Annotated in this window: 21 protein-coding genes; 11 read left to right on the top strand and 10 right to left on the bottom strand. The window is 62.3% G+C overall.

From position 1 onward, the window contains the following. Positions 1 to 58: 58 nt before the first annotated feature. The 6 genes from LOY31_RS16065 to LOY31_RS16090 all read right to left on the bottom strand — a co-directional run bounded on the left by LOY31_RS16065 (position 59) and on the right by LOY31_RS16090 (position 8,544). Positions 59 to 2,713, bottom strand: a complete 2,655-nt coding sequence (locus LOY31_RS16065; RefSeq protein WP_258711841.1) for a TonB-dependent receptor — start codon at positions 2,711 to 2,713, stop codon at positions 59 to 61. A gap of 118 nt (positions 2,714 to 2,831) precedes the next feature. Then, positions 2,832 to 3,335 carry an RES family NAD+ phosphorylase gene (locus LOY31_RS16070; protein WP_102687613.1) on the bottom strand — a complete coding sequence of 168 codons (504 nt, stop codon included), beginning with the start codon at positions 3,333 to 3,335 and terminating at the stop codon, positions 2,832 to 2,834. Then, the gene (locus LOY31_RS16075) at positions 3,332 to 4,033 is read right to left on the bottom strand and encodes an antitoxin Xre/MbcA/ParS toxin-binding domain-containing protein (RefSeq protein ID WP_408980452.1); all 702 of its coding nucleotides are present in this window, start codon (positions 4,031 to 4,033) and stop codon (positions 3,332 to 3,334) included. The genes LOY31_RS16070 and LOY31_RS16075 overlap by 4 nt, the downstream gene beginning before the upstream one ends. Before the next feature lie 44 nt (positions 4,034 to 4,077). Continuing rightward, positions 4,078 to 7,002: a TonB-dependent receptor gene (locus LOY31_RS16080; protein WP_258711842.1), complete on the bottom strand. Its 2,925-nt coding sequence runs from the start codon at positions 7,000 to 7,002 to the stop codon at positions 4,078 to 4,080. A gap of 91 nt (positions 7,003 to 7,093) precedes the next feature. Beyond that, positions 7,094 to 8,041, bottom strand: coding sequence for a FecR domain-containing protein (locus tag LOY31_RS16085; RefSeq protein ID WP_258711843.1), 948 nt, complete (start codon positions 8,039 to 8,041; stop codon positions 7,094 to 7,096). Further along, positions 8,038 to 8,544 carry a sigma-70 family RNA polymerase sigma factor gene (locus LOY31_RS16090; RefSeq protein WP_011334510.1) on the bottom strand — a complete coding sequence of 169 codons (507 nt, stop codon included), beginning with the start codon at positions 8,542 to 8,544 and terminating at the stop codon, positions 8,038 to 8,040. The genes LOY31_RS16085 and LOY31_RS16090 overlap by 4 nt, the downstream gene beginning before the upstream one ends. Positions 8,545 to 8,842: 298 nt before the next feature. Between LOY31_RS16090 and LOY31_RS16095 the strand changes: the two genes are divergently transcribed. From LOY31_RS16095 to LOY31_RS16110, 4 genes are all read left to right on the top strand, one after another. Next, positions 8,843 to 10,561 (top strand): hydrogenase maturation protein, encoded by a 1,719-nt coding sequence (locus tag LOY31_RS16095; RefSeq protein WP_085603214.1) that lies wholly within the window; start codon positions 8,843 to 8,845, stop codon positions 10,559 to 10,561. A gap of 60 nt (positions 10,562 to 10,621) precedes the next feature. Next, positions 10,622 to 11,485: a LysR family transcriptional regulator gene (locus tag LOY31_RS16100; protein WP_085603211.1), complete on the top strand. Its 864-nt coding sequence runs from the start codon at positions 10,622 to 10,624 to the stop codon at positions 11,483 to 11,485. A gap of 109 nt (positions 11,486 to 11,594) precedes the next feature. Continuing rightward, complete coding sequence (locus tag LOY31_RS16105) at positions 11,595 to 12,740, top strand: sterol desaturase family protein (RefSeq protein ID WP_258711844.1); 1,146 nt, start codon at positions 11,595 to 11,597, stop codon at positions 12,738 to 12,740. A 56-nt stretch (positions 12,741 to 12,796) separates the two neighbouring features. After that, complete coding sequence (locus tag LOY31_RS16110; protein ID WP_256578423.1) at positions 12,797 to 13,813, top strand: SMP-30/gluconolactonase/LRE family protein; 1,017 nt, start codon at positions 12,797 to 12,799, stop codon at positions 13,811 to 13,813. A gap of 62 nt (positions 13,814 to 13,875) precedes the next feature. Here LOY31_RS16110 and LOY31_RS16115 read toward each other — a convergent pair whose 3' ends face one another. Further along, complete coding sequence (locus tag LOY31_RS16115) at positions 13,876 to 14,046, bottom strand: hypothetical protein (RefSeq protein ID WP_007959467.1); 171 nt, start codon at positions 14,044 to 14,046, stop codon at positions 13,876 to 13,878. A 109-nt stretch (positions 14,047 to 14,155) separates the two neighbouring features. After that, on the bottom strand, positions 14,156 to 14,398 hold the full coding sequence (locus tag LOY31_RS16120) for a YdcH family protein (RefSeq protein ID WP_007959466.1): 243 nt from the start codon (positions 14,396 to 14,398) through the stop codon (positions 14,156 to 14,158). A 205-nt stretch (positions 14,399 to 14,603) separates the two neighbouring features. Here LOY31_RS16120 and LOY31_RS16125 point away from each other — a divergent pair, with 205 nt between their 5' ends. The 7 genes from LOY31_RS16125 (at position 14,604) to LOY31_RS16155 (ending at position 20,781) form a co-directional block, all read left to right on the top strand. Next, positions 14,604 to 15,125 carry a DUF4142 domain-containing protein gene (locus tag LOY31_RS16125; protein ID WP_221534878.1) on the top strand — a complete coding sequence of 174 codons (522 nt, stop codon included), beginning with the start codon at positions 14,604 to 14,606 and terminating at the stop codon, positions 15,123 to 15,125. Between the two features lie 229 nt (positions 15,126 to 15,354). Next, positions 15,355 to 16,206, top strand: a complete 852-nt coding sequence (locus LOY31_RS16130) for an STAS domain-containing protein (RefSeq protein ID WP_085603203.1) — start codon at positions 15,355 to 15,357, stop codon at positions 16,204 to 16,206. Between the two features lie 3 nt (positions 16,207 to 16,209). Then, positions 16,210 to 16,572, top strand: a complete 363-nt coding sequence (locus LOY31_RS16135; RefSeq protein ID WP_007959463.1) for an STAS domain-containing protein — start codon at positions 16,210 to 16,212, stop codon at positions 16,570 to 16,572. Further along, positions 16,569 to 16,973, top strand: coding sequence for an anti-sigma regulatory factor (locus tag LOY31_RS16140; RefSeq protein ID WP_085603201.1), 405 nt, complete (start codon positions 16,569 to 16,571; stop codon positions 16,971 to 16,973). Before LOY31_RS16135 ends, LOY31_RS16140 begins: the two co-directional genes overlap by 4 nt. Further along, positions 16,970 to 17,980, top strand: a complete 1,011-nt coding sequence (locus tag LOY31_RS16145; RefSeq protein WP_085605127.1) for an ATP-binding protein — start codon at positions 16,970 to 16,972, stop codon at positions 17,978 to 17,980. The genes LOY31_RS16140 and LOY31_RS16145 overlap by 4 nt, the downstream gene beginning before the upstream one ends. Beyond that, positions 17,973 to 18,848 (top strand): sensor histidine kinase KdpD, encoded by an 876-nt coding sequence (locus LOY31_RS16150; RefSeq protein ID WP_085603199.1) that lies wholly within the window; start codon positions 17,973 to 17,975, stop codon positions 18,846 to 18,848. Before LOY31_RS16145 ends, LOY31_RS16150 begins: the two co-directional genes overlap by 8 nt. Next, complete coding sequence (locus LOY31_RS16155) at positions 18,838 to 20,781, top strand: response regulator (protein ID WP_221534875.1); 1,944 nt, start codon at positions 18,838 to 18,840, stop codon at positions 20,779 to 20,781. Before LOY31_RS16150 ends, LOY31_RS16155 begins: the two co-directional genes overlap by 11 nt. 120 nt (positions 20,782 to 20,901) lie before the next feature. Here LOY31_RS16155 and LOY31_RS16160 read toward each other — a convergent pair whose 3' ends face one another. After that, a complete protein-coding gene (locus tag LOY31_RS16160; protein ID WP_258711845.1) occupies positions 20,902 to 23,535 on the bottom strand; it encodes an excinuclease ABC subunit UvrA in 2,634 nt (877 codons plus the stop codon). Positions 23,536 to 23,563: 28 nt separating this feature from the next. Continuing rightward, positions 23,564 to 25,675 carry a PAS domain-containing sensor histidine kinase gene (locus tag LOY31_RS16165; protein ID WP_258711846.1) on the bottom strand — a complete coding sequence of 704 codons (2,112 nt, stop codon included), beginning with the start codon at positions 25,673 to 25,675 and terminating at the stop codon, positions 23,564 to 23,566. Positions 25,676 to 25,728 lie beyond the last annotated feature (53 nt).

Here is a 25,728-nt window from a genome sequence, read left to right on the forward strand (position 1 = left end):
TTTTATAGGGCGGGGTTTAGAACGATGTGTTACTAAAACCCGCCCTGACCGATCATTCTCAGAACTTGTAATTGACCCGCGTGTACAACGTGCGGCCAAACGGGTCGCCGTATTTCGGGTCATAGCCGCTCTGGAACGTGTAGGTCTGGTTACTGAATGGCGGCTCGCGGTCGAACAGGTTTTTCACCCCGAGGGTCACCGCCAGGGTCTTACGCCAGGTGTAGGTACCGGCCACGTCCCAGACGTTGTACGAGCCCACGTAATCGTGAGTCTCGCGATCCGAGTCGTGGTAACCGCTGGTGTAGCGGTTGGTCAGGCTTGCGCCGAGCGGGCCGTAGTTCCAACTGCCGGTCAGGCTGTGACGCCAGCGGGCCACGGCGCCGGCCGAGGCAAAGTCGCCGCCGCGGAAATCACCGAGCTTGTCGATGTAGTCGCCCTTGAGCTGTTGCTGATAGTCGTAACGGGTGACGTAAGTGCCTTGCAGGCCGATGCCGAAATCGCCGTACGGTGTGCTCGGCAGGCGATAGTCGAAGCTCACGTCGACGCCGTTGGTCTTGATCTTGCCGAGGTTGGCCAGGCCAGTGACGATGTGATCGATCGAGCCATCAGGCTTGCGGATCAAACGCTCCGGGTACTGCTCCGGGTTCTCGAACACCGCCGACTCGGGAAACTCGGCGATCTGGTTGGCGATGTCGATCCACCAGAAATCCAGCCCGGTGGTCAGGCGATCGAATGGCTGATAAACGAAACCGAGGGTGACGTTGCGTGCGGTTTCCGGACTCAGGTCCTTATTGCCGCCGGTCCGGCTGTTGAACTGCTGAGCGCAGTCGCGGTTGGCAATCCCGCCGTTGCTCGGGTTGCCACCGGCACACAGCCGGGGGTCGTTGTAATTGGCGACGGTGAACGTGGTGAAGTTCGGGTTGTACAACTCGTACAGCGATGGCGCGCGGAAGCCTTCACTGTAGGCGCCACGCACCACCAGTTCCTTGAACGGCTGGAAGCGGAACGAGTATTTCGGGTTGGTGGTGCTGCCGAAATCGCTGTACTTGTCGTGGCGCACAGCGGCGGACAGTTCCAGGCTGTCGAGCACCGGCACGTTGACCTCGGCGTACTGCGCCGAGACGCTGCGATCCCCGGCGACGCTGGCATTGGGGTCAACGCCCAGGCTCTGCACATCAGCCGCGAACTGGGCGAAATCCTGATGGAAGTCCTCCTTGCGGTACTCACCGCCCAGCGCCAAGGCCGAAGGCCCGGCGCCGAACCAGTCGCCGATCTCGCGACTGATGCGACCGTCAATCGCCTTGACCCGGCCCACCGCCGTCGAGTAATCGCCGTCCACTCCGTTGGCTGCCAACAAGGCCGAACCGGCAGCGGTCTGCGGACCAAACGGGTTGATCACACCGTCGGCAATGCCCTGGCTGACAGCGCGGTCGTTCACATAACCGCTGCGAATCGTGTTGACCACCTTGTTCTGGTTGTACGACGCGCCGAGGTTGTAATCCCACCCGACCAGCGTGCCGTCGAAGCTCAACAGCAGGCGCTGACCAGTGTTGTCATCTTCATGCTGACGGGCACCGACGGCGGTTTCACGCCAGTTCACGTCCACCGGTTGCGTCGGGTCGAGGGCAAAACCACTCGGGCCGGGCGTAATGCCGTTCCCCGGATAGAACGCGGTGCCAGGATTGACCTGACTGCCCATCAAAGTGCCGGGCCCGATCTGCGTCCGGTTCTCGTTGCGCGCCCAGAAGTATTCGAGGCTGACGTTGTGGTCATCCGATAGCTTGCCGGTGGCCTTGGCGAACGCGGAGGTCTTCTCGGTTTCCGGCACCAGATCGAGGTAATTCCACAGGCTCTGGCGGCAGATGCCGTTGCGTGACAGCAGCCCCGGCGCATTGCAACCGGAGCCGGCCAACGGGTTAGTGGCGTTGCTGCCCTGGCTCCAGTTGGCGGGCGATGCCGTACCGGAGGTGTAATCCAGACCGCGTCCCGGCTGGTAGTTATAGGTGTAACCACGATCGTCGGCGGCCAGGCGGTTCTGCTTGTCGTAGCTCACCACGCCGAAAACGTTGAAGCGATCATCCTGCAAATCACCAAAACCCCAACTGCCGCTGAAGTTGCGGCTTTCACCGCCACCGGAATGGGTCGGCGTATCGTAGTTGGTGCTGATCTGGCCTTCGGTGAGGCTGGTCTTGGTGATGAAGTTGATCACCCCGCCGATGGCATCGGTGCCGTACAGCGCCGAGGCGCCATCTCGCAGCACTTCCACCCGGTCGATGGCAGCGAACGGGATGGTGTTGAGATCGACGCCGGAGCCGTTGATCGCATTGGTCGCGTTGTTGCTCAGACGCCGACCGTTGAGCAGCACCAGCGTCTTGTTCGGGCCAATGCCACGCAAGTCGGCGTAAGACGCCCCACCGCTGCTCGAACCCACCGAGCGCCCGGAGCCCACCGAAGACTGGTTGGCCGAGATGCGGTTGACCAGCTCTTCAGTGGTGGTCACGCCCTGCTTCTGCAACTCCTCGACCCGCAGGATGGTGACCGGTACGGCGGTTTCGGCATCGACCCGACGAATCGCGGTGCCGGTGACTTCGACCCGTTGCAACTGGGTGGTCGGTTCTGTAGCACGGCTGTCGGCAGCAATCGCCGGCAATGTGTTGATCGCCAGCAGCAAGGCCAGGCTCAAAGGGGATTTAACGGGTGAAAAATGGATCATGAACAGCCATCCCTGCGTTTTGGTTTATGCAGGGATGTGCGATGGCGGATGTTGATTTATAGGGCGCGATTTAGACCGTTGGGTGCTGAGGTTATGCAAAATGCAGCATGACGCTGCATCAGACCAACGCCATTTCCCTGACCAGTCGGGTATCAAGGCTGAACCGCTCCTGCGAGACCATCTTGAACTGCCCCTCTGCCAGGTCACAACTCACCAGCAAGTTCCACGAATGCCGGGTTGCCGCCGAGGGAATCAGTACAAACGGATGTTCAGCCAGTAAAGCGTCGGCAAACAATCGCTGATTGGGTGACGGCCGTGCAGGGCTCAGCCAGTAAGGGTTCGGCACTTCTTCGGGCTGCACGATTTTCACCTTCGCGTCGCTGATGACCTCAAAGCACGTCAATACATAAGGTTCGCTGTCCAGGGCATCAAAACTGCGGTTGGCTGCCACCTCAAGAATGGCCGAGGAAGGATCGACGGATGCGTAGACGACGCGTCGTCCTGGTATGTTCCATCGACCGCCTCTGAGCTTTGACCCCATCCCGCTGTCCCACGTCCCTCCATAAACCTCGCGATCCAGCCGCCACGCATACCAATGCTCGTCCCACGGCAAGGGGTTCATGGGTAAACCCCGTAGATAAGCTGCTGCAAATACTGCTCGACCATCTGAAAACCCAATGGATGCAGGGTCAATACCAGCGGCACATGACCGTAAAAATAGATAGAGGGTTTCTGCAGCCAGTCCTCCGCCCGTGGTTGCCCCCCGAAGGCCCGAATGGCCAACTCCAGCACCAATGCATATTGGTAGGCGATGACACTCTGCTGCGGGTCAAGCCGTACCGATTTGCCTTCCTTCAGCAGCCGCCTTACCGTTCTGACCGACTTGCCAGTGATGAGTTTGACCATGTCGCCTTGCTGGTAAAGCTCGGAGGTTGAAAGCATGTCGACGACGTCGTTCAGCTCGAAACCTTCATCGGTAAGCTGAACAATCAGCAGGGCGTCATCACCGATGTTCCGGCCATGCACGAGCAATTCGACCGGCTTGCCCTCGATCTTCTTCAAACCCGCCAACCGGGGTACTTTTGCGCTGGGCAAGGCGACATCCTCCATGGGGCACCTGGCACGATCATCGCGCCACTGATGGCGAGCGGAATAAGCAGGCGTTTCGTATTCGAGGTGTGCAGTTCGCATGATCAATCCATTATCAGAGGCCTGAGTGATCAGGCCGTTAACGACTTCAATGTCATCGCCGATGCTATAGATCACGCTTCCGACGGCCAACCTTAAAAAGTCGTCGGAAATATCCCCGTTTTTACCCAAAGTCCGGCAACTTCCGTAGGACGCTGCCGGGCGTCATTCCGTCCTCAACTGCCGAAGTGATAACTCACATCCAGCCACCACTGGCGCCCGTACGGGTCGTAGTTGCCGGTCGGGTAATACGGCCAGCCCGCCGAATCGTCATGCTTGACCTGGTTGAGCACATTGTTCACGGTCAGCCCGACACTCGCCCGGTCATTGAGCTTGTACCGTGCACTGGCGTTGAACACCGTCCACGGCGACAGACGCCCGTCGCCCGCGCCGTTAGTGACCGAGCCGTAACGAATCCCCATCAGCGTCGCCGTGGCCTTCTGGTAATCCCAGGTCAGGCTGGCGTTGACCTTGCTGCGCCAGTCGTAATTGGTGCGCGAGGTGCGCCAGTCCTGGGTCGGGGCTTCGTCCGATTCCTTGTAGTAATGCGAGAGCACCAGGGTGTAGCCCAGCGTCGAACTGAACGCGCCGTACTGCCCGGCGCCCCAGCGAATATTGCTCTTGAAGTCCAGGCCGCTGACCCGCTCGCTGGCGGCGTTGATCGCGTTTACCCGCACCCGCTGCAACTGATTGGGATCGACGGCGGCGTTGCCGGGATTGCGATCGACGCGCGCCAGGGTCGACTGGCAGTTGGCCGAATTGATGTCCTGGGTGCCATTGCGGCATTCGTTCTCTTGCTGCAGCAGACGGTTTTCGTCGACGGTGGTCAGCAGGTCATCGATCTCCACCCGCCAGAAATCGGTGGAGAAATCGAAATTGCGCGACGGCGACCAGACGAAACCGTAGGTCCAGGATTTGCCGCGTTCGGATTCCAGATCCGCCGTGCCGCTCTGGGTGTAATCGACCCGCCCACGGTCACAGGCGCCCTCCACGCCCTGGCTGCAACCGTAATAGTCGATCTGCGCCGGGTAGTAGCCGTTGCTGTCGGACTGATAGATGTAGTTCAGGTCCGGGGCGCGGAAACTGGTGCCGTAGCTGCCGCGCACCAGCAGGCTGTTCACCGGCCGCCATTCCAGGCCGAGGTTGTAGGTTTTCTGTTGTTCGGTGCGGCCACTGAATTTGTATTGGTCCCAGCGCCCTGCGGCTGTCGCCAGTACCGTGTCGGTGACCGGAATGCTGAACTCGCCGCCGGCCGCGTAACGCTTGCGCGAACCGCCGGAGCTTTGCGCCGGGGTTACGCCGTAGAAACTGCCGTCGTTGAGGCTGTCATCCGGATCGATGCGGTATTCCTGCTTGCCCGCCTCCAGCACGCCGGCGAATCCCACCGGGCCGGCCGGCAGGTCAAACAACTCGCCGTTGACCGAAGCGTTGTAACTCGTGGAGACCGACTTGCTGCTCTGCGTCAGGTTGCCGCGAAACTGCTCCCACTCCTGCGGCGTCAGTGGCCGGTCGAGGCGCGAAGCATCCGGCGCGAACACCGGGTAACCGTCGCGGGTGCCCAGCTGCGGGCCGAGGTAGAAATCCTGGATCGACGACAGCGGCGTGTAACGCGTGGTGCGCACGCTTTTATATTCAGACCGGTTGGCCGCCAGTTCATAGTTCCATCCGGTGTCGGCAATTTTATCCGAGAGGCCCAGGGTCCCGGTCCATGAAGTGTCGCGCCATTTACTGTTGTTGCTGGTGCGCCCGCCGATTTCCTCTTCACCGAAGCGCCGGTACCAGCGCTCCAGATTGCCGCTGTTCTGGTTGATGAAATCCGGCGACGTGAAGCTCGGGCCGCGTGTGTTGTTCTGGATGTGATCGAGGCCGTACATCAGATCGGCGAAGACCTGGCCGCTGTCGCTGAAATGCCAGGTGCCACGGGTGTAGCCGTCGTAGTTTTCCTTTTGCGTCTGCACCGTCCAGTAATCGTTGTACATCTGATCGGTGCGGCAACGTCCGCCGCTGTTGAACAGCTTGTTGTCGAACGTGCCCTGATAGGCCCCACAGCCGGGCCCCAGATAGCGGTTGTTGGTCAGGTCGCGACGGTAGCCGACATCCGCCAGCGGCCCGCTCTGCATGAAGCCGCGATCATCGGCCCAGATCGGATCGCGGTTGGTCAGTTCGAGGCCGAACAAACCGTCGAAGTCGCCCCAACTGCCGCCGCCGCTGATCTGCAAGCGCTGGTTGTCACCGCCGCCGCGCTCGCTGGTGCCGCCCTTGAGGTTGACGTCGACGCCATTCATTTTGTCCTTGAGGATGATGTTCACCACCCCGGCAATCGCATCCGAACCGTAGATCGCCGAAGCGCCGCTGCTGAGCACTTCGATGCGGTCGATGATCGCCGACGGAATGTTCGCAAGGTTGGTGAAGTTGACCTTGCCGTCGTACGGCGTCGGGTAATCGGCGACCCGCCGGCCGTTGATCAGCACCAGCGTGTGGTTGGGGCCGAGGCCACGCAGGTTGAGGGCGCTGGCCGCCGGTTGCCAGGTGTTGCCGTAGTCTTCGCCCTGGGTCATGCCGGTGTTCTGGGTTTGCGTGGCGAGGGCGTCGTAGACGTTCTTGTAGCCGCGCGCTTCCATTTCTTCGTGGGTGATGACGTTGACCGGCGTCGCACCATCGCTCTGCGCGCGGGCGATCCGCGAGCCGGTGACGGTGACTTTTTCCATGCGGTAATCGGCGCTGCTGGCGGGCGCCACGGCAGCGGCCTTGACCGGCGCGGTGCTCAGCGCATCGGCCGGGCGAATGCTCAGGCCCTGGCTGCCCTGCTCGACTTGCAGGCCGCTGCCGAGCAAGGCTTTCTCTACCGCCTGACGACCACCCAATGCGCCGCGCACCGCACTGCTGCGCTTGCCCTGAACCAGATTCTGGCTGAAGGAAATCGGCACGCCGGTCTGGCGCGAGATGTCCAGCAGCACCTCGTCGAGGGCCCCGGCGGCAATGTCGAAGGTATAGACCTGAACGGCGGCGTCTTGTGCCAGAACGGTGGCCGGGACAATGCCCGCCGCCAGCACGATGGCCAGCGTCAGGCGGGACAATTGTTGTTGTTTGAATGAGAACATCGAGGGGCTTCCCTGTTGAAGGCGTCTGCAGGGAATGAGCAGCGGGCCGGCGCTTTTTATAGGGGGACGGATAGACCAGGAAGTTATGGATTTATAACCGTGCTTCGATGCTCACCCAGTACGGGTTGTGCCAGGTGACACGGATGGGTAGCGAACGCTCCAGCAGTTGCAAAGTGCGGTCGCTGTCGTCCAGCGGATAGAGACCGCTGAGGCGCAAACCGGCGACCTCGGGGCTCAGGTGCAGGATGCCGCGACGGTAGCTGCGCAGGCTGTCGATGACTTCGCTCAAAGGCCGATCGCGCACTTCAAGCCGCCCTTGCACCCAGGCGCTTTCCTGCCCTTTGCTGCGTTCCAGCGCGAGGATTTCCTGCCTGTTGAACAGCAGACTTTCGCCCGCCTCCACCACTTGCCGCGCCCCACCGGCGGTGACCACTTCGACTTGCGAATGCAGCATCACCAGCTGCGTCGAATCGTCACCGCGCTGCACCAGGAATTTGGTCCCGAGCGCACGCATCCGCCCATGCTCGGTTTCGACCACAAACGGCCGGGCCAGATTTTTCGCCACATCGATCAGCAGCTCGCCGCTGCGCAAGTCCAGCAAACGTTCGAGATTGTTGAAGCGCGGCACCACGCGGCTGCGGGCATTCAACGTAAGGGCGCTGCCATCCTCCAGCGTGAATTCCCGACGCTCGCCGGTACCGGTCGACAACTCGCCGGCCTCGGGCAGCCAGCCATAACGTCGACCGAGCAAACCGGCCAGCACCGCGATCCCGAGCACACTCAAACTGCCGCTGAGGAATCGACGGCGACTGGACGGTGCATTCAGGCTATGCAACACACTCTCACGCGGCAACCCGCGCAGGTTCGAATGGCGCAGCAGGTTCAGCCCGCCACCCATTTGCTCGATGATCTGCTGATGCCTTGGGTCTGCCGTGCGCCAAGCGTCGAAGGCCGCGCGCTCCTGCAAGCTGACGTGCCCCGATTGCAGCAGCGCCATCCATTGCGCGGCTTCGTCGATCAGCGTTTCGTCCGGCCTCATGCCTGCATCGCCTGATAGCAGCGTTTGAAGGCTTCGACCATGTATTGCTGCACGCGGCTGGTGGACACGCCGAGGCGTTCGCCGATTTCGCTGTAGGTCAGACCGTCGAGCTGGTGATAGAGAAACGCAGCCTTTGCCTTGGCCGACAAGCCATTGAGCAGGCGATCCACCGCCAGCAGCGTTTCGATCACCAATTCCCGCTCCTCGGGCGACGGGTGCACCGGCTCCGGCGCCAGTGCCAGGCTCTGCAGATAGGCGCGCTCCAGATCCTGCCGGCGCCAGCCTTCATAGACCAGCCGCCGGGCAATCGTGGTCAACAGCGCGCGGGGTTCGCGAATCGCCAACGGATCGGGCAGTGCCAAAACCCGAAGAAACGTTTCCGAAGCAATGTCCTGTGCACTATGCGGGCAGCCGAGGGTACGGCTGACCGCTGCGCAGAGCCATCGGTAGTCCTTTTGGAACATTTGCCCGATGACCTGGTAATGCGGGTTGTGACTCCCCATGCCTTACTCCCTGAAAACGGGCTCCACCCGCTGCGAAAATCCATGGATACGCCGGGATCTTCCGGCGGTGATCAGGGGTGCGACTGTGCAATAGCGCCTGAGACATTTGAAGTAATAAAAAATCAGGATCATCAAACCTTTGAGAATAAGGCACGTCGTCGCCACGGCAACATTGGCTGACACAACGTTGATCTCGATCAGTGGCGCCCGTCACGCCAGTCTCTAACCTTGCGCCTCCATCGATAGCCACGGACGGCTCACCGGGAGCCTGCGGCTGACCTTTCAAGGAAGAGCAATCATGCGATCACTCAACATCATTCTTCTGTCGTCGGCGTTCAACGGCCTGACCCAGCGTGCCTGGCTGGAACTGCGTCAGGCCGGGCATTCACCCAGCGTGGTGCTGTTCACCGACGAAACCGCCGTGTGCGAGCAAATCGAAAACAGCGGCGCCGACCTGGTGATCTGCCCGTTCCTCAAGGATCGTGTTCCCCACGCGCTGTGGAGCAATCCGCAGCGCCCGGTCGTCATCATTCACCCCGGCATCGTCGGCGATCGCGGTGCCAGTGCGCTGGACTGGGCGATCATGCGCGAGCTGCCGTCCTGGGGCGTGACCGCCCTGCAAGCGGTGGAAGAAATGGACGCCGGCCCGGTCTGGGCCACCTGCGAATTCAACTTGCCGACAGGCCTGCGCAAATCCGAGCTGTACAACGGCCGGGTCAGCGACGCGGCGATCCGTTGCATCCGCGAAGTGGTGGAGAAATTCATCGAAGGCTTCGTGCCGGTCGCGCTGGATTACAACGATCCGACAGTGCGCGGGCGATTGCAGCCGAACATGAAGCAGGACGACCGCACCTTCAGCTGGCACGACTGCTCGCGCTTCATCAAACGCTGCATCGACGCGGCGGACGGTCAGCCCGGCGTACTCGCCAGCCTCGCTGGCGGGCAGTATTACGTGTACGACGCGCACCTCGATCAGCGCACCGGAATGCCCGGCGAGATTCTCGCGGTGCATGACGACGCGGTGTTGGTGGCGACCGGTGATCACAGCCTGTGGATCGGCTCGCTGCGGCGCAAACCGCAACCGGGCGAAGAAACCTTCAAACGTCCGGCGCGGCATGTGCTGGCCGGGCAGTTGTCTGGCGTGCCGGTGCTGGACTGGTCGATTGCCAACGCGCCGTTCAGCGACGAGACGTATCAGCCGATCCGGTATCGCGAGTCCGGACAGGTCGGCGAGCTGACGCTGGAGTTCTACAACGGCGCCATGAGCACCGAGCAATGCCGGCGCATGGTCGAGGCCCTGCGCTGGGCCAAATCCCGCGACACTCAGGTGCTGTTGATCAAGGGCGGACGCGGCAGCTTTTCCAACGGCGTACACCTGAACGTGATTCAGGCTGCCGAAGATCCGGGCGCCGAAGCCTGGGCCAATATCCAGGCCATCGATGATGTGTGCGAAGAATTGCTCAGCGCACGGCAACTGGTGGTCAGCGGCGTTACCGGCAATGCCGGGGCCGGTGGCGTGATGCTCGCTCTGGCGGCTGACATCGTGTTTGCCCGCGCCGATATCGTGCTCAATCCGCACTACAAGAGCATGGGGCTGTACGGCTCGGAATACTGGACTTACAGCCTGCCCCGCGCCGTCGGCCCGGCCATGGCGGAACAACTGACCCAAGCCTGTCTGCCGGTCAGCGCTGCGCAGGCGCTGCAACTGGGCATGGTCCAGGAAATCGGCCCGCGCTGCCCGGACGAGTTCTCGCTGTGGTTGCTGCAACGGGCCAACAGTGTGCTGAGTGATCCGACTTATGCGGCGGTGCGGGAGCGCAAGCTGCGGGTCGATCATGTGTTGATTCGTCAGTGCCGCGAGGCGGAGTTGCAGGAGATGCAGGAAGACATGCTGTACAACCGCAATCAGTTTGCCGAGAAGTGCCGCAACTTCGTCTACAAGCGCAAGACCTGCTGCACGCCGGCGCGGTTGGTGGAGGATTGGGCTCGGGTGCGTGAAGTCGAAGTGGCTGACTGAACAATGACGCGGTCCCGGGGCTGCCCGTACAATGCGGGCACCTCAACCACCGGCCCGCCCATGGACATCGACCTCGCCCGCACCTTTCTGGAAATCGTCCGCCACGGCAGCCTCGCCGCGGCGGCTGAAAAGCTGTTCGTCACGCAAACGGCAATCACCGCCCGCGTCCAGAAACTCGAAAGCCAGTTGGGCAGCACGCTGTTCGTGCGCAACCGTGCCGGTGCGCGGCTGACCGCCAATGGCGAGGCTTTCGTGGTCTACGCCAATCAGCTGGTGCAGACCTGGGAAGCGGCGCGCCGCGACCTGCCCTTGCCCGAGGGCTATCACAATGTGCTGCACATCGGCGGCGAGGTCAGTCTGTGCAACCCGCTGATGCTCAGTTGGGCCGCCGAGTTGCGGGAGAAAATCCCAGGTCATGCGTTGCGCATGGAGATCCGCGACGGCGAAAACCTGCTGCGTCAGCTCGAACTGGGCGTACTCGATGCGGCGCTGGTCTATCAACCGGAATACTGGCCGGGGCTGCAGGTCGAGCAGGTGCTCGAAGAGAAACTGATTCTGGTCACCACGCCCGGCCGCCCTTCCCCCTACGTGTACATCGACTGGGGACCGGACTTCCGTCGACAGCACGACGCGGCCCTGCCGGAAAAGGCCAAGGCTGCCCTGAGTTTCAACCTCGGCCCGCTGGCCCTGCAATACATCCTGGAGAACGGCGGCAGCGGCTATTTCCGGACCCGGGTGGTGCGCACTTATCTGGAAAGCGGCGCGCTGGAGCCGGTGACCAAAGCCCCGGAATTCGGCTATCCGACCTACCTCGTCTACTCTCGCGACCGCGACTCGGCGATCCTGCAACAGGCGTTCGATCTGCTGCGCGAAGTGATCAAGGCCGATGACGACTGGTCGCAGCGCTGGAACCCGTTGAGCTGACGGCCGCTATGCACCGGAGCATGGCACTTGTGACCTGAAGGTTGCCCCTGCACAAACGGCGGGATCGGCTACTCTGCCGGGATAACGACAATATCCGCAGGTGACCGCAGTGAGGCAGACCACCGAGGCATTTCGCAGCCGCTACCGTGCGGCGATTCATCCCCGCTACAACCCGTGGCTGCACGGCGCGTTCGTGCTGCTGTTCGGCGTGCTGGCCATCGGCGCGTTCTGGAGCAGCGTGCACCAGGTGCGGCCGCTGGAATGGCTGGCCGTGCCGCTGACCCTGCTGTTCTTCAATTTCGGCGTGTACATGGTGCACCGCCACCTCGGCCATCATAAAAAGAGCTTCGCGCGGATGTTTTACGCCCGGCATGCCGGCGATCATCACAGCTTCTTCACCCCCGGCCACATGACCTACGACGGCGCCCGCGACTGGCGGGTGATCCTGTTTCCCGCCTGGCTGATCGTGCTGCACACGCTGGCGATCACCCTGCCCTTGTGGTGGCTGTTCGCGCAGGTCAACAGCAACGTCGCCGGCTTGTTCGGCGGCTGCATGGTGTTCGGTTACCTGACCTATGAAGTGTTTCACGCCTGCGAGCATCTGCCGCCGCAGAACCCGCTGACCCGCCTGCCGTGGATCCGCCAGATGCGCCGTCTGCACGAGCTGCATCACCGTCGCGAGCGCATGCAGGAGCGTAATTTCAATATCGTTTTTCCGCTGATGGACTACCTGTTCGGCACCCTTTACTGGGAGCCGGAAACCGCCCCTCTGACCGATTCGAGAACGCCCATGACCCGCATGCAGCACACAGTCGACATCGTCGGTGATCCGATCGCCGTCCTCGCCTACGCCGCCACCGTCAGTCGCTGGCCGGAGTGGCATCCGTCATCGCTGAAGATCGACGGCCCGAGCGGTGCGTTGCATGCCGGTGCGCGATTCGACGAGGACATTCATGCCGGTGGGCGCGAGGGGCATTTGCGCTGGGAAGTCACCGAATACCTGCCCGGCCGGCGCTGGTGCGCGCGGGCCCAGAGTGATCAGGGTCTGTCGTTGCTGCTGACCTATGAATGCTCGGCGCAAAACGATGCCACGCGGTTCGTGCGCACCCTCGATTATCAGTTCGAGGGCATCGGCCTGCGCATCGCCAACCACCTGCTGCTCAAGCGGCGCATCGATCGCGAATCGGCGGCTTCGATGCTGGCCCTTCGTGACATGGCGACCCGGCACCTGGCACTCGCGGGAGCCCACGTGTGAGATGGCGTTATCTGCTGTTGCTGCTGGTTATCGGGCTTCTGGGCTTTTTGCTCTTGATGCCGACCAAGGTCAAGCCCGTGGCCTGGACACCGCAACCGGCGCCCTCGCTGACCGAAGGCCAATTCGCTGACAACCAGCGACTCAAGGGCGCGGCACAAGTCGGCCCGAGCGACATCGAAGGCCCGGAAGCGCTGCTGCTGGAAAACGACTTTCTGATCACCGGACTGCATGACGGACGCCTGCTGCGCACCAGCCTCGACGGCCAGCAGCGCAAGGTGCTGGCGGATACCGGCGGCCGGCCGCTGGGGCTGGCGCGGCACCCCAACGGTTTGCTGGTGATCGCTGACGGGGTCAAGGGTTTGCTGTCCCTTGATGCACAGGGGCAACTGGTGGCGCTGACCACCGAAGCCAATGGCTTGCCGTTCGGGTTTACCGATGACGTGGCCATCGACAAGTCCGGGCATTACGCCTACTTCAGCGATGCCTCGAGTCGCTGGGGTTACGGTCACGATGGCGAAGCGATCATCGAGCACGGCGGCGACGGACGCCTGCTGCGTTATGACTTCCAGACCGGCAAGACCGTCGTGCTGCTCGACAAACTGGAATTCGCCAACGGTGTGACCCTCGGCCCGGAAGACGCCTATGTGCTGGTCAACGAAACCGGCGCCTATCGCATCAGCCGCTATTGGCTGACCGGGCCCAAGGCCGGCACCCAAGACCTGTTCATCGACAACCTGCCGGGGCTGCCGGACAACCTCGCCTTCAATGGCCGGGATCGCTTCTGGGTGGCGCTATACACGCCGCGCAATCCGCTGCTGGATCGCACCGCTGAACACCCGTTCGTACGCAAGATGATCGTGCGGGCCATGACCGTGCTGCCCAAACCGGTGGAGAAGCGCGGGTTCGTGCTGGGGCTGGACCTGGATGGCAAAGTGATCGCCAATCTGCAGGATGCCAGCGCCGGCAATTACTCGCCGATCACCACGGTGCGCGAGTATGGCGAGTGGTTGTATTTCGGCTCGCTGAAGGCCACGCACATGGCGCGGATGCCATTGGACGCCGCCTTGAAGTGAGGCTTTGAGATTTGTGATGAATCGGCTGACGTCATCGCTGGCAAGCCAGCGATGGCGGACGATCAGTTACTGGACCGATCGAACTTGTCCGGATCCTCATCCTCCGGCACTTCCTCGCTCTTGCGTTCCTCTTCAGGATTACGGACGGTGTGCGCCGGACTGTTCGGCTCGGGATGCGTCGGAACCGGGTCGAATGCCCCCTGCTCTTCACTAGGAAATTTTGGATCTTTCATAAGGCACCTCGCTGAGAGTCGCTATGTGAAGACTCTGAACATTCGAGGTGCCGGTCGGGGCTGTCGTTCCAGTCGCTTCACCACCAAAGGCCGGTGGCGCGACTGACGGTCAGGTTCGGGCCTGCAACTGCTCGACGATCTTGTCTTTGACCTGCAGGCGTTTCTCTTTGAGTTTCTTCAGGGTGTCGTCGCTGGGTGCATCCGAGGTCGCCGTCTCGGCCTTGACGACTTCGGCGTCCGCCTGGGAATACTTGTTGATCAGTGCATCCAGATGTGGATCCGCGGTGCGTCGTTGCTGGATCTCTTCCTTCGTAAGTTTCAAGTCCTGTAACAAATCATGAGTCACCGGCATGGAACACCTCCGTCAGTTGATCGGCAGCCAACGCGACCGATTGCGCTGGCCAGGTATCAGAATGGCCTCGGTTGGCAGGTTCTGTCGACCACCTGTCAGACCAGCGGTGCCCGTTCGTCGCCCTTTCGCGAATGCGATAAAACCTTTGTTCGGCCAATTCCCTCCATTGAATAACGCTCACAAAAACCTGCGTGGAGAAACACCAATGGACGGATTCAAACTGCGTCATCTTTTTCTGGCCGTTGCGTTGAGCACCGGCATGGGCTCGGCCTTTGCCGCCACCGACAATGACTTCGTCGACAACGCTGCGGCCGGCGGCATTGCCGAGATCGAGACCAGCCGCCTGGCGCTGGAGAAGAGCCAGTCGGCCGACATCAAGGCCTTTGCCAACATGATGATCACCGACCACGGCAAGGCCAACGATGAACTGGCTACCATCGCCAAGGCTCACGACATCGAGGTGCCGGACACCACGACCCTGGTCAAACAAGCCAAAGAAAAAATACTCGAAGTCCGCGATGAGTCCTTCGATGCGGCGTACGCCAACAATCAGGTCAAGGCCCACGAAGAAACCATTGAACTGTTCAAGAAACAAGCCAATACCGTGACCGACGACAAAGTCAAAGGCGCCACTGAACTCAAAGCCTTTGCCCAGAAAATGTTGCCGGGGCTGGAAAAACACTTGGCTGCCGCCAAGGAATTGCAGGCCAAGCACCCGAGCAAGTAACCGCAACACAACTCAAGAGGCCGCCTCCATTGGACGCGGCCTCTTTGCATTGCACGCGAAAGATCAGCATTCCCGGCCACGCCGACTAGAGTTACCGGTGCGTTCCTTGCGGTAGATCAAAAATATCCTCGCGGGGACAAACAACTATTTCGAACGGCCAAGGTCATTCACTTCGCGCCGGTCATTTTCCGAAGAACCGGCCCCCAATTCGCAATGGAGCAACAGGCACATGGCAGCACTGCAGAACAGCACACTCGATGCGATGAAAAACAAACAGGCACAACTGCTGGGCGAATGGATCAACGGACTGCAAACCAGCGGTGCTACCCGCAACCTCAAAGAACACGACATACAGCAACAGACCGGCGAATTCCTGCAACTGGTGGTCAGTGGCCTGGAAAACGACAGCGGCACCAACATCACCGCGCAGGGCTGGGAAGGCATGCGCCAGTTCCTCGAAAAACTGTCTCAAAGTCGTGCCCAGCTCGGTCAGGATTCGCAACAGACCGCCAGCTTCATATTCTCGCTCAAGGGCCCGTTGTTCGCCCTGCTGCAAAACCATTATCAGGACCAGCCCGCCCTGCTCGCCGAACAGCTTTGGGAAATCTCCGAGCTGTTCGATGCCTTCGGTCTGTACACCATCCGTACCTTCCAGAAATCCCGTGAAGCGGTGATCAAGCGCCAGCAGGAAGAACTGCTGGAACTGTCGACCCCCGTGGTCAAGCTGTGGGACGGCGTGCTCGCGCTGCCGATGATCGGCACCCTCGACTCGCAACGCACCCAGGTGGTGATGGAATCGCTGCTTCAACGCATCGTCGACACCGGTTCGGAAATCGCCATCATCGACATCACCGGCGTGCCGACCGTCGACACCCTCGTGGCCCAGCACCTGCTGAAAACCGTGACTGCGATTCGCCTGATGGGTGCCGATTGCATCATCAGCGGCGTGCGTCCGCAGATTGCCCAGACCATCGTCCACCTGGGCCTCGACCTGCAAGGCGTGGTGACCAAAGCCAATCTGGCCGATGCGTTGAAACTGGCGCTGACCCGCCTGGGCATCACCCTCGCCAAGACGGTTTAACCAATGGAACGTATCCCGATTCTTCAGATGGGCGACTTCCTGCTGGTGACCATCCAGGTCGACATGCATGACCAGCTCGCCCTCACCCTCCAGGACGATCTGTCCGAACGCATCAGCAAAACCTCGGCGCGCGGGGTGCTGATCGACATCTCGGCGCTGGACATGGTCGATTCGTTCATCGGCCGGATGATCGGCACCATTTCCGGCCTGTCGAAAATCATGGACGCCGAAACCATGCTCGTCGGCATGCAACCGGCGGTGGCGATCACGCTGGTCGAGCTCGGCCTGAACCTGCCGGGCGTCAGCACCGCGCTGAACGTCGAGCGCGGCATGAAACTGCTGCAGGAACGAGTACGCCAGCAATGACCGTGCGCAGCAGCGGTACCCAACCGATCAACATCGAGCAGGACGTGGTGCTGGCCCGGCAACAGGCGCGAAAGCTGGCCACCGAATGCGGCATGCGCCTGATCGACCTGACCAAACTGGTGACCGCCGTCAGCGAGCTGGCGCGCAACACCATGGTCTACGGTGGTGGCGGCGACATGGACTGGGAGATCCTCGATGACAACCACAAGGTCGGCCTGCGCCTGACCTTTCGCGATGAAGGCCCGGGTATTCCCGACATCAAACTGGCGATGACCGACGGCTGGACCTCCGGCAGCGGTCTGGGCCTGGGCCTGACCGGGGCCAAGCGGCTGGTGGACGAGTTCGAACTGGACACAGAGCCCGGCAAAGGCACTCGCATAACGATCACCCGATGGACATGAACATCAGCGGGACATTGACCCAAGTGTTGGTGATCGAGGACAGCAGCCAGATCGGCCATGCCCGGCGCACAGCGCAGCGGCTGGCCGAACAGCACGGTTTCGGTGACAGCGACGCCGGCCGCGTGGCGCTGGTAGCCACTGAACTGGCGAGCAATGTGCTCAAGCATGCCGGGCACGGGGAATTGCACCTGCGCCTGGTGCCCCGTCAGGGTGACGACGGCATCGAGATGATTGCAGTCGACCGTGCCCAGGGGTTTGATCTGGACGCGTGTCTGGCGGACGGTTTCTCCACCGGCGGCACCCAAGGCATTGGTCTGGGTGCGGTCGCACGACAGGCGGATGTATTCGATGTGTTTGCCGATCATCGCGGCGCGGTGCTGCTGGCTCGCCTGTATCCGCGCAGCGACCGCCAGGCGGATCTGCCGTATGGTGTCAGCCAGCACTCGCTGCACAACGATCCCGCCTGCGGCGACGTCTGGCATCTGGCGATTCACGGCAGTGACATCAGCGCCCTGATCGTCGATGGTCTGGGCCATGGCGAGGACGCCGAGCGTGCGGCCCGTGCCGGGGAAAAGGCCTTTGCCCTGAGCCCGTTCGGCGCGCCAACGGTCCTGATGGAAGACATGCACCGCGAAATGATCGGGACACGTGGCGGGGCAGTGGCATTCGCACAGTTTCACGCTGACCGGGCCAGCCTGACGTTTGCCGGGATCGGCAACATCGGTGCAAGCCTGATCGCCTCCGACAAATCCCGCGGACTGGCCTCGCACCCGGGGATCGTCGGCGGCCAATACCGAAAAGCCCAGCCCTTTGACTATGCTCACGTGAACGGACATCTATTGATCATGTACAGCGACGGCTTGCAGTCCCGTTGGAACCTTCAAGACTACCCCGGTCTGGTGCATCGCCATCCCGCCGTGATAGCCACCGTCCTGCACCGCGATTTCTGTCGCGGGCGCGACGATGTAACGGTGCTGGTCGTTGCCCTGGAGGCCGCCCATGGCTGAGTCCCCGACCTTGAACAGCGCTGAACAATCAGCGCTGATCGCTCAGTTGCAGAGCGAAACCGCCGCGCTGCGCGAAGAGCTCGACGAGACCAATCAGGGCGTGCTCGCCCTGTACGCCGAACTCGACACCCAAGCCGAACAACTGCGCCAGGCCTCCGACCTGAAAAGCCGCTTCCTGTCGTACATGAGCCACGAGTTCCGTACACCGCTGGGTTCGATCCTGAGCATCAACAGCCTGCTGGCCGACGAACTCGACGGCCCGCTCAGCCCCGAACAACACAAGCAGGTCGCGTTCGTCAGCAGCGCCGCCCGTGAACTCAGCGACATGGTCGACGACCTGCTCGATCTGGCGAAGATCGAGGCCGGGCGCATCAGCATTTCCCCGGCGTGGTTCGACATGTTCGATCTGTTCGCCGCACTGCGCGGGATGTTCCGGCCGATTGTCGACGCCACGGCCGTAGACCTGATTTTCGAAGAGCCGGTGGGCCTGCCACGTCTCTTCACCGACGACAAGAAGCTGGCGCAGATCCTGCGCAACTTCATTTCCAACTCGCTGAAATTCACCACCCGTGGCGAAGTCCGGGTCTCGGCGCGCCTTGAGGGTCAGGACAAGGTGCGATTTGCGGTCAGCGACACCGGCATCGGTATCGCCCCGGAGCTGCACGGCACCCTGTTCGAAGACTTTTCACAGGTCGACTCACCACTGCAAAAACGCCTGCGCGGCACCGGGCTCGGCCTGTCGCTGTGCAAGCGTTTCGCCGAATTGCTCGGTGGCGAGGTCGGTGTCGAAAGTACGCCGGGTGTGGGTTCAAGCTTTTTCGTGATCATTCCGCTGGCGATTGCCCAGGAGAACGTCGATGAAACATGACATCCGTCTGTTGATCGTCGATGACAACGTCGCCACCCGCTACGCCTTGCGCCGACGCCTGGAGCGACACGGTTACGAAGTGCTCGAGGCCGGCACCGGCGGCGACGGCCTGGCCCTGATCGCCAGCGAACCGCTCGATGCGCTGATTCTCGACGTCAACCTGCCGGACATGAGCGGATTCGACATCGTGCGTAAACTGCGCACCGACCCGGGCACTGCGTTGCTCCCGGTGATCCACGTGTCGGCGGCGTCGATCCAGACCGGCGACATCATCACCGGCCTCGATGCCGGTGCCGATGCGTATCTGATTCACCCGGTCGATCCCGATGTGCTGCTGGCAACGTTGCGCACCTTGCTGCGAGTCCGCGACACGGAGAACGCGTTGCGCGAAAGTGAGGCGCGTTTTCGCGAGATCTTCGTCAACATTTCCGCGCCCATCGCGGTGCTCGACGCCGACCTGAAAGTCCACGAGTGCAATCACGCCTTCTCCCAACTGATCCAGGACAACCGCGACCCGCAGACCCTCAGTGAGTGCTTCGCCGAGGATCAGAGCGCGATCCTCGACGAACTACGCTTGCGACTGGTGGACGGCGAACGCTGGAAAGGCACACTGAACATGCGTGTGCAGGGCGAGATCCGCGAAACCCAGTGGCAGATATCGCCGTACCGAACGCCAGAGCTCAGCCTGGTGTTCGTCGAAGACGTCACCGAACACCGCCATCGCGAACGCTCGCACCTGGCGCGGCTGGACGACACCACCACGCAACTGGCCAAGGAAGTCGCTGACCGGGTGCGTGCCGAATCGCAGCTGCTGCAAGTGCAGAAAATGGATGCGCTGGGCAAACTCACCGGCGGCATCGCCCATGACTTCAACAACCTGCTGACCGGGATCATCACCAGCCTTGAGCTGATCCAGAAACGCGTCGCCGATGCCCGCCCGGACAAGGTTCAGTTCTACGCCGAAGCCGCCCTGAACTCGGCGATGAGCGCAGCCTCGCTCACCCATCGCCTGTTGGCTTTTGCCCGCCAGCAACCGCTCGACACCCGCCCGGTGGACATCAACGAACACGTGCGTTCGCTCGAAGAACTGTTGGTGCGCACCATCGGCGAACGCATCGCCCTCAAGCTTGAACTGACCACTAAACCTGCGATTGCGCTGGTCGACCCGATTCAACTGGAAAGCGCGGTGCTCAACCTGGTAATCAATGCCCGGGACGCGTTGCCCAAGGGCGGCAATATCTGGGTCAGCACCTACGCTGCGTACTCCCACGGCGATCCAAACCTCACCGATGGTTCCTACGTGGCGCTGTCGGTGCGCGATGACGGTACCGGCATTGAGCACAGCGTCATCGACAAAGTGTTCGAACCGTTCTTCACCACCAAACCACTGGGCCAGGGCACCGGGCTGGGGCTGTCGACGATCTACGGCTTCGCCCGCCAGTCCGGCGGCGATGCGCACATCCGCAGCGTGGCGCGGCGCGGCACCGAAGTGACGATCATGTTGCCGGCGACCACCGATCCGACCGCCGCCGATCTGGTGCCTCCCGTGATCGACCCGCAGGGGGCCGGCGAGCATGTGCTGATCGTCGAAGACATGCCGTCGGTGCGGCTGTTCGTCACCGAAGTGCTGGAGGACGCCGGTTACCGCTGCACCCAGGCTGGCGATATCGAAACGGCGCTGGAACGCTTGCAGAACGATCCGTCGATCAACCTGCTGCTGACCGACGTCGGTCTGCCGCGCATGAACGGTCGCGAACTGGCGGACGTTGCCCGGGGCTGGCGTGAGGGGTTGCCGATCCTGTTCATGACCGGTTACGCGGAAACCGCGATCAACCGCCAGGTGTTCCTCGGTGCGGGCATGGAGATGCTGGTCAAGCCGTTCCAGATCCGTGAGTTGCTGGACAAGGTACGCCGCACGCTCGACGGCGCCTGATACTCCGCCATCGCGGGCAAGCCCGCTCCCACAGTTTTTTGTGCCGTACACAAATTCGTGAACACATCAGACTCTGTGGGAGCGGGCTTGCCCGCGATGAGGCCGGCCCTGGCGACGTAGTTAGCGGCTCAAGGCACGGGCAAGAAACGGCGCAGTCCGGCTCTTCTTGCTCGCCGCCACTTTCTGCGGCGTCCCGGCCACGACGATCTTGCCGCCCTGATCCCCGGCGCCCGGACCAATGTCGATCACCCAGTCGCTCTGCGCCACCACGCGCATTTCATGCTCGACCACGATCACCGTGTGCCCTGCCGTCACCAGCGTATCCAGTTGTTCCAGCAAGCGGTCAACGTCTCGCGGGTGCAACCCGGTGGTCGGCTCATCCAGCACATACAACGTCGCACCGCGCTGGTTGCGTTGCAGTTCGGTGGCCAGTTTGATGCGCTGGGCTTCGCCGCCGGACAACTCGGTCGCCGGTTGCCCGAGGCGCAGGTAACCAAGTCCGATGTCGCGCAGCACCTCCAGCGAACGGCGGATCGCCGGCTGCTCGGCAAACACCGTCACCGCCTCGTCCACCGTCAGTTGCAGCACCTGCGCGATGCTCAAGCCCTGCCAGAGGATGGCCAACGTCTCGGGGTTGTAACGCGCGCCGTGGCAGGTCGGGCACGGCGCATACACGCTGGGCATGAACAGCAATTCGACACTGACAAACCCCTCGCCTTCACAGGTCGGGCAACGGCCCTTGGCGACGTTGAAGGAAAACTGCCCGGCGTCGTAACCCGCCGCTTTCGCCTCGCTGGTTGCGGCGAACAACTTGCGCACGTTGTCGAACAGCCCGGTGTAGGTCGCCAGATTCGAACGCGGGGTGCGACCGATGGGTTTCTGATCGACCTGCACCAGACGTTTTATCGACTCCAGCCCGGCGCTGACCTGGCCGGTGCTGGCGGTCGGGGTATCGTCTTCCAGATTGAGTTCTTCCGGCTCGGCGTCACTGACGCTGCGCCCGAGTTGTGCGCCGACCAGTTCCAGCAGCGCCTGGCTGACCAGGCTCGATTTGCCGGAACCGGAGACGCCGGTGACCGAGGTAAAGCAACCCAACGGAAATTCGGCGCTGAGGTTATTCAGGTTGTTGCGGGTGACGCCATCTAGCTTCAGCCACCCAGAAGGCTTGCGCGCGGCACGGGTCGACCGTTGCTGTTCGGCGAACAGGTAGGCGCGGGTCTGCGAGTGTTCGATCGCCGCCAGCCCCGGCGGCGGGCCGCTGTAGAGAATCTGCCCGCCCTTTTCGCCCGCCGCCGGGCCGACGTCGATCAGCCAGTCGGCGCGGCGCATGGTGTCCAGGTCGTGCTCGACCACAAACACACTGTTGCCGTCAGCCTTGAGTCGCTGCAAGGCCTCGAACAGCGCCTCGCCGTCCGCCGGGTGCAGGCCGGCGGAAGGTTCGTCGAGCACGTAGATCACGCCGAACAACTGCGAACCCAGTTGGGTGGCCAGTCGCAGGCGCTGCAACTCGCCGGACGACAGGGTCGGCGTGCTGCGCTCCAGGGCCAGATAACCAAGGCCAAGATCGGTCAGGGTGCTGACCCGGTCCAGCAAGTCCTCGGCAATGCGCTGCGCGGCCAGGCGTTTTTCCAGCGACAGGTTCGGCGTATGGCGCACGTCCGGCGCGTTGGCGTGGCCGCTGGCGCCATGGGCCACGCGCTGCTGGCGGGCTTCGCGGGTCTGGCTGTGGGTCAGGGTTTCGCCGGTTTCATCGGCGTGTTCCAGCCAGCTCGCGTCCGCCACCGGCTTCAAGACTTCGGCGACTTGCAGCAGCGGCATCCGCGACAACTCGCCGATGTCATGCCCGGCAAACGTCACCGACAACGCCTCGCGCTTGAGGCGCTTGCCATCGCACAACGGACACAGGCTGCCGAGCATGAATTGCGACACGCGCTTCTTCATCAGCGCGCTTTGCGAATGGGTGAAGGTGTGCAGGATGTAGCGCCGGGCGCCGGTGAAGGTGCCTTGATAACTCGGCTCCATGTTGCGCTTGAGGGCGACGCGGGTTTCTTCCGGCGTCAGCCCGGCGTACACCGGAACCGTCGGTGTTTCCTCAGTGAAGAGGATCCAGTCGCGCTGCTTTTTCGGCAGTTTGCGCCATGGAATGTCGACGTCGATGCCCATGGTCACCAGGATGTCGCGCAGGTTCTGCCCCTGCCAGGCCAGCGGCCAGGAGGCCACGGCGCGTTGGCGGATGGTCAGATTCGGATCCGGCACCATCAACGCCTCGGTGACCTCATAGACCCGGCCCAGCCCATGGCACTCCGGGCAGGCGCCTTGCGGCGTATTCGGTGAGAAGTCCTCGGCGTAGAGCATCGGCTGCCCCGGCGGATAGCTGCCGGCACGCGAGTACAGCATGCGGACCAGACTCGACAACGTGGTGACGCTGCCCACCGACGAGCGCGTGCTCGGCGTGCCGCGCTGTTGCTGCAAGGCCACGGCCGGCGGCAGGCCTTCGATCGAATCAACGTCCGGCACGCCGACCTGATCGATCAGCCGCCGCGCATAGGGCGCCACCGATTCGAAATAGCGCCGCTGGGCTTCGGCATACAACGTTGAAAACGCCAGCGACGACTTGCCCGACCCCGACACCCCGGTGAACACCACCAGCGCATCACGGGGGATATCGACGTCAACGTTCTTCAGGTTGTGTTCACGAGCACCGCGCACGCGAACCATGCCGGCGGCAGAACTGGAATTGCGTCTGGAAGTCATCGGCCAGCCTTGGTCAGGGGATTGGAGCTCAGGTGCTGAGCACGGAACGGATCATCTGCAGCAGTGCTTCGGGGCCATAGGGCTTGCCGAGCAAATGGGTGTCGGGGCTTAGCTGGTGGTTGCGCGAGATGATGTCGCGGGTGTGGCCCGAGGTGAACAGCACGGCCACCGGCGGCATTTGCACCTTGGCCCACGCCGCCAGATCGGAGCTCTTGATAAGACCGGGCATGACCACGTCGGTGAAGATCAGGTCGACCCGAGCGCCTTCCATCAACATCTGCATGGCTGCGTCACCATTACCGGCGGTCAGCACGCGATAACCTTCCTCGCGCAGTAGCTCAACTGCCGAGGTGCGCACCGCTTCGTTGTCCTCGACCACCAGGATTGTCTCGTGACCGCCCGCCTGCTGGTGATTGACGCTCGGCGAGTCATCGAGCACGGGGCGCAGGCTGCGTGGAAAGTACAACTGCACCCGCGTGCCTTCGCCGATCCGACTGTCGATCTCCACATGCCCGCCGCTTTGCTTGACGAAGCCGAACACCATGCTCAAACCGAGGCCGGTGCCCTGACCGTCAGCCTTGGTGGTGAAGAACGGTTCGAACACCTGCTCCAGCATGTGCGGGGCTATGCCGACGCCGCTGTCACTGACCGAAACCCGGACGAAATCCCCCGGCACGATGCCTTTGCCCGAACAGAACGCCCGGTCCAGTGAAAGGTTGGAGGCGCCAAGCACAATCGTGCCCTCGCCCTTCATGGCGTCCCGGGCGTTGATTGCCAGATTGAGAATGGCGTTTTCCAGTTGATTGCGGTCGACGTTGATGTGCCACGGTTCGTCCGGCAGTTGCACGTCGATCTGAATGGTTTCGCCCAGCGCCCGTTGCAGCAACTCACCGACGCCTTCGAAGATCTGCCGGGGATTACACACCGCCGGCGACAGCGGCTGGCGACGGGCAAACGCGAGCAGTTGCGAGGACAGCTTGGCGCCCCGCTCCACCGCCGCCAGCGAGGCGCTGACCCGACGCTGGACGTTGGCATTGTCCGGTTCATGCCGCGCCAGCAGATGCAGGTTGCCGGCGATCACTTGCAGCAGGTTGTTGAAGTCATGGGCCACGCCACCGGTAAGCCCGCCGATGGCTTCGAGTTTCTGCGACTGGCGTAGTTGCTCTTCGGCACTGAGCCGCGCCTCGACCTCATTCGCCACACGCTGTTCGAGGTTACGGGTGAACTTGAGCAGGGACTCCTCGGCGATCTTGCGCTCGTGAATGTCGATCAGCACGCCGGGAAAACGGAACGGCTGACCCTGCTCGTCGAACTCGCAGCAACCGCTGGCCAGCACCCAGAGGAAGCTGCCATCAGCGCGGATCACCCGGTATTCGGCGTTGTATGGCTCGCCGGTGCGCACCGAGTTCTCGACGCATTCCTGCACCCAGCTGCGGTCGTCGGGATGAATGTGCGCCTCGGCGATGTGCTGCGGCAGGTTGGTCAGGTCCTGGTCCGGCGGGAAGGAGAATGTGCGGGCAAATCGCTCGTCGGCGGACAGCACGTTGTTTCTGACGTCCCAGACAAACGAGCCGAGCAATGCCCCTGCATTCAGTGCCAGGCGCACCCGCTCGTTGTCGGCGCGGTAGGCGTCTTCGGCAGCCTGGCGCAACCGTTCGGACTGCACCAGTTCGGTGGTTTCAACCACCATCGCCATCACGCCCGAAGGGATCCCGGCATCGTTGGCCACCGGGCTGTAATACAAATCGAGCCAGACGTCCTCGGGTACGCCATCGCGCAGCAGCACCAGCACCTTGTTGCGGTATTCCAGAGTGCCGCCCGCCAGACAGGTGTCGACCACATGCCGGTTGAAATCGGCAACCTCCGGCCAGCCCAGCTCCACCGGTGATCCGAGCAGGTACGGATGCCGGCCGCCGGCGAATCGCGAATAGGCGTCGTTGTAGATCATGTAACCGGCATGGCCCCAGAGCATGACCATCGGCAGCGGCGAAGCCAGCATCAGCTGGACCGTGCTGCACAGGCTGGCCGGCCAGGTCTCGAGCGGGCCCAGATCAGTCCTGCTCCAGTCAAACGCACGAATGCGCCCGGCCATCTCGCCTTGCCAGCCGTCACACCCATGGCTATCGGATAAAAACTGCATCAGCTGCTTCAACGCCTTGTAGTGGTTCCGGTCCTATCGCCGCGCGTTCAAAC

Origin of the sequence: Pseudomonas sp. B21-021 (assembly GCF_024749205.1) — a bacterium.
GTDB lineage: Bacteria > Pseudomonadota > Gammaproteobacteria > Pseudomonadales > Pseudomonadaceae > Aquipseudomonas > Aquipseudomonas paraglycinae.

Excerpts from the sequence above, each read along its gene's own strand:
- LOY31_RS16065 (WP_258711841.1), bottom strand. The coding sequence starts at position 2,713 with ATGATCCATTTTTCACCCGTTAAATCCCCTTTGAGCCTGGCCTTGCTG.
- LOY31_RS16070 (WP_102687613.1), bottom strand. The coding sequence starts at position 3,335 with ATGAACCCCTTGCCGTGGGACGAGCATTGGTATGCGTGGCGGCTGGAT.
- LOY31_RS16080 (WP_258711842.1), bottom strand. The coding sequence starts at position 7,002 with ATGTTCTCATTCAAACAACAACAATTGTCCCGCCTGACGCTGGCCATC.
- LOY31_RS16085 (WP_258711843.1), bottom strand. The coding sequence starts at position 8,041 with ATGAGGCCGGACGAAACGCTGATCGACGAAGCCGCGCAATGGATGGCG.
- LOY31_RS16090 (WP_011334510.1), bottom strand. The coding sequence starts at position 8,544 with ATGGGGAGTCACAACCCGCATTACCAGGTCATCGGGCAAATGTTCCAA.
- LOY31_RS16095 (WP_085603214.1), top strand. The coding sequence starts at position 8,843 with ATGCGATCACTCAACATCATTCTTCTGTCGTCGGCGTTCAACGGCCTG.
- LOY31_RS16100 (WP_085603211.1), top strand. The coding sequence starts at position 10,622 with ATGGACATCGACCTCGCCCGCACCTTTCTGGAAATCGTCCGCCACGGC.
- LOY31_RS16110 (WP_256578423.1), top strand. The coding sequence starts at position 12,797 with ATGCCGACCAAGGTCAAGCCCGTGGCCTGGACACCGCAACCGGCGCCC.
- LOY31_RS16115 (WP_007959467.1), bottom strand. The coding sequence starts at position 14,046 with ATGAAAGATCCAAAATTTCCTAGTGAAGAGCAGGGGGCATTCGACCCG.
- LOY31_RS16120 (WP_007959466.1), bottom strand. The coding sequence starts at position 14,398 with ATGCCGGTGACTCATGATTTGTTACAGGACTTGAAACTTACGAAGGAA.
- LOY31_RS16125 (WP_221534878.1), top strand. The coding sequence starts at position 14,604 with ATGGACGGATTCAAACTGCGTCATCTTTTTCTGGCCGTTGCGTTGAGC.
- LOY31_RS16130 (WP_085603203.1), top strand. The coding sequence starts at position 15,355 with ATGGCAGCACTGCAGAACAGCACACTCGATGCGATGAAAAACAAACAG.
- LOY31_RS16135 (WP_007959463.1), top strand. The coding sequence starts at position 16,210 with ATGGAACGTATCCCGATTCTTCAGATGGGCGACTTCCTGCTGGTGACC.
- LOY31_RS16140 (WP_085603201.1), top strand. The coding sequence starts at position 16,569 with ATGACCGTGCGCAGCAGCGGTACCCAACCGATCAACATCGAGCAGGAC.
- LOY31_RS16145 (WP_085605127.1), top strand. The coding sequence starts at position 16,970 with ATGAACATCAGCGGGACATTGACCCAAGTGTTGGTGATCGAGGACAGC.
- LOY31_RS16150 (WP_085603199.1), top strand. The coding sequence starts at position 17,973 with ATGGCTGAGTCCCCGACCTTGAACAGCGCTGAACAATCAGCGCTGATC.
- LOY31_RS16155 (WP_221534875.1), top strand. The coding sequence starts at position 18,838 with ATGAAACATGACATCCGTCTGTTGATCGTCGATGACAACGTCGCCACC.
- LOY31_RS16160 (WP_258711845.1), bottom strand. The coding sequence starts at position 23,535 with ATGACTTCCAGACGCAATTCCAGTTCTGCCGCCGGCATGGTTCGCGTG.
- LOY31_RS16165 (WP_258711846.1), bottom strand. The coding sequence starts at position 25,675 with ATGCAGTTTTTATCCGATAGCCATGGGTGTGACGGCTGGCAAGGCGAG.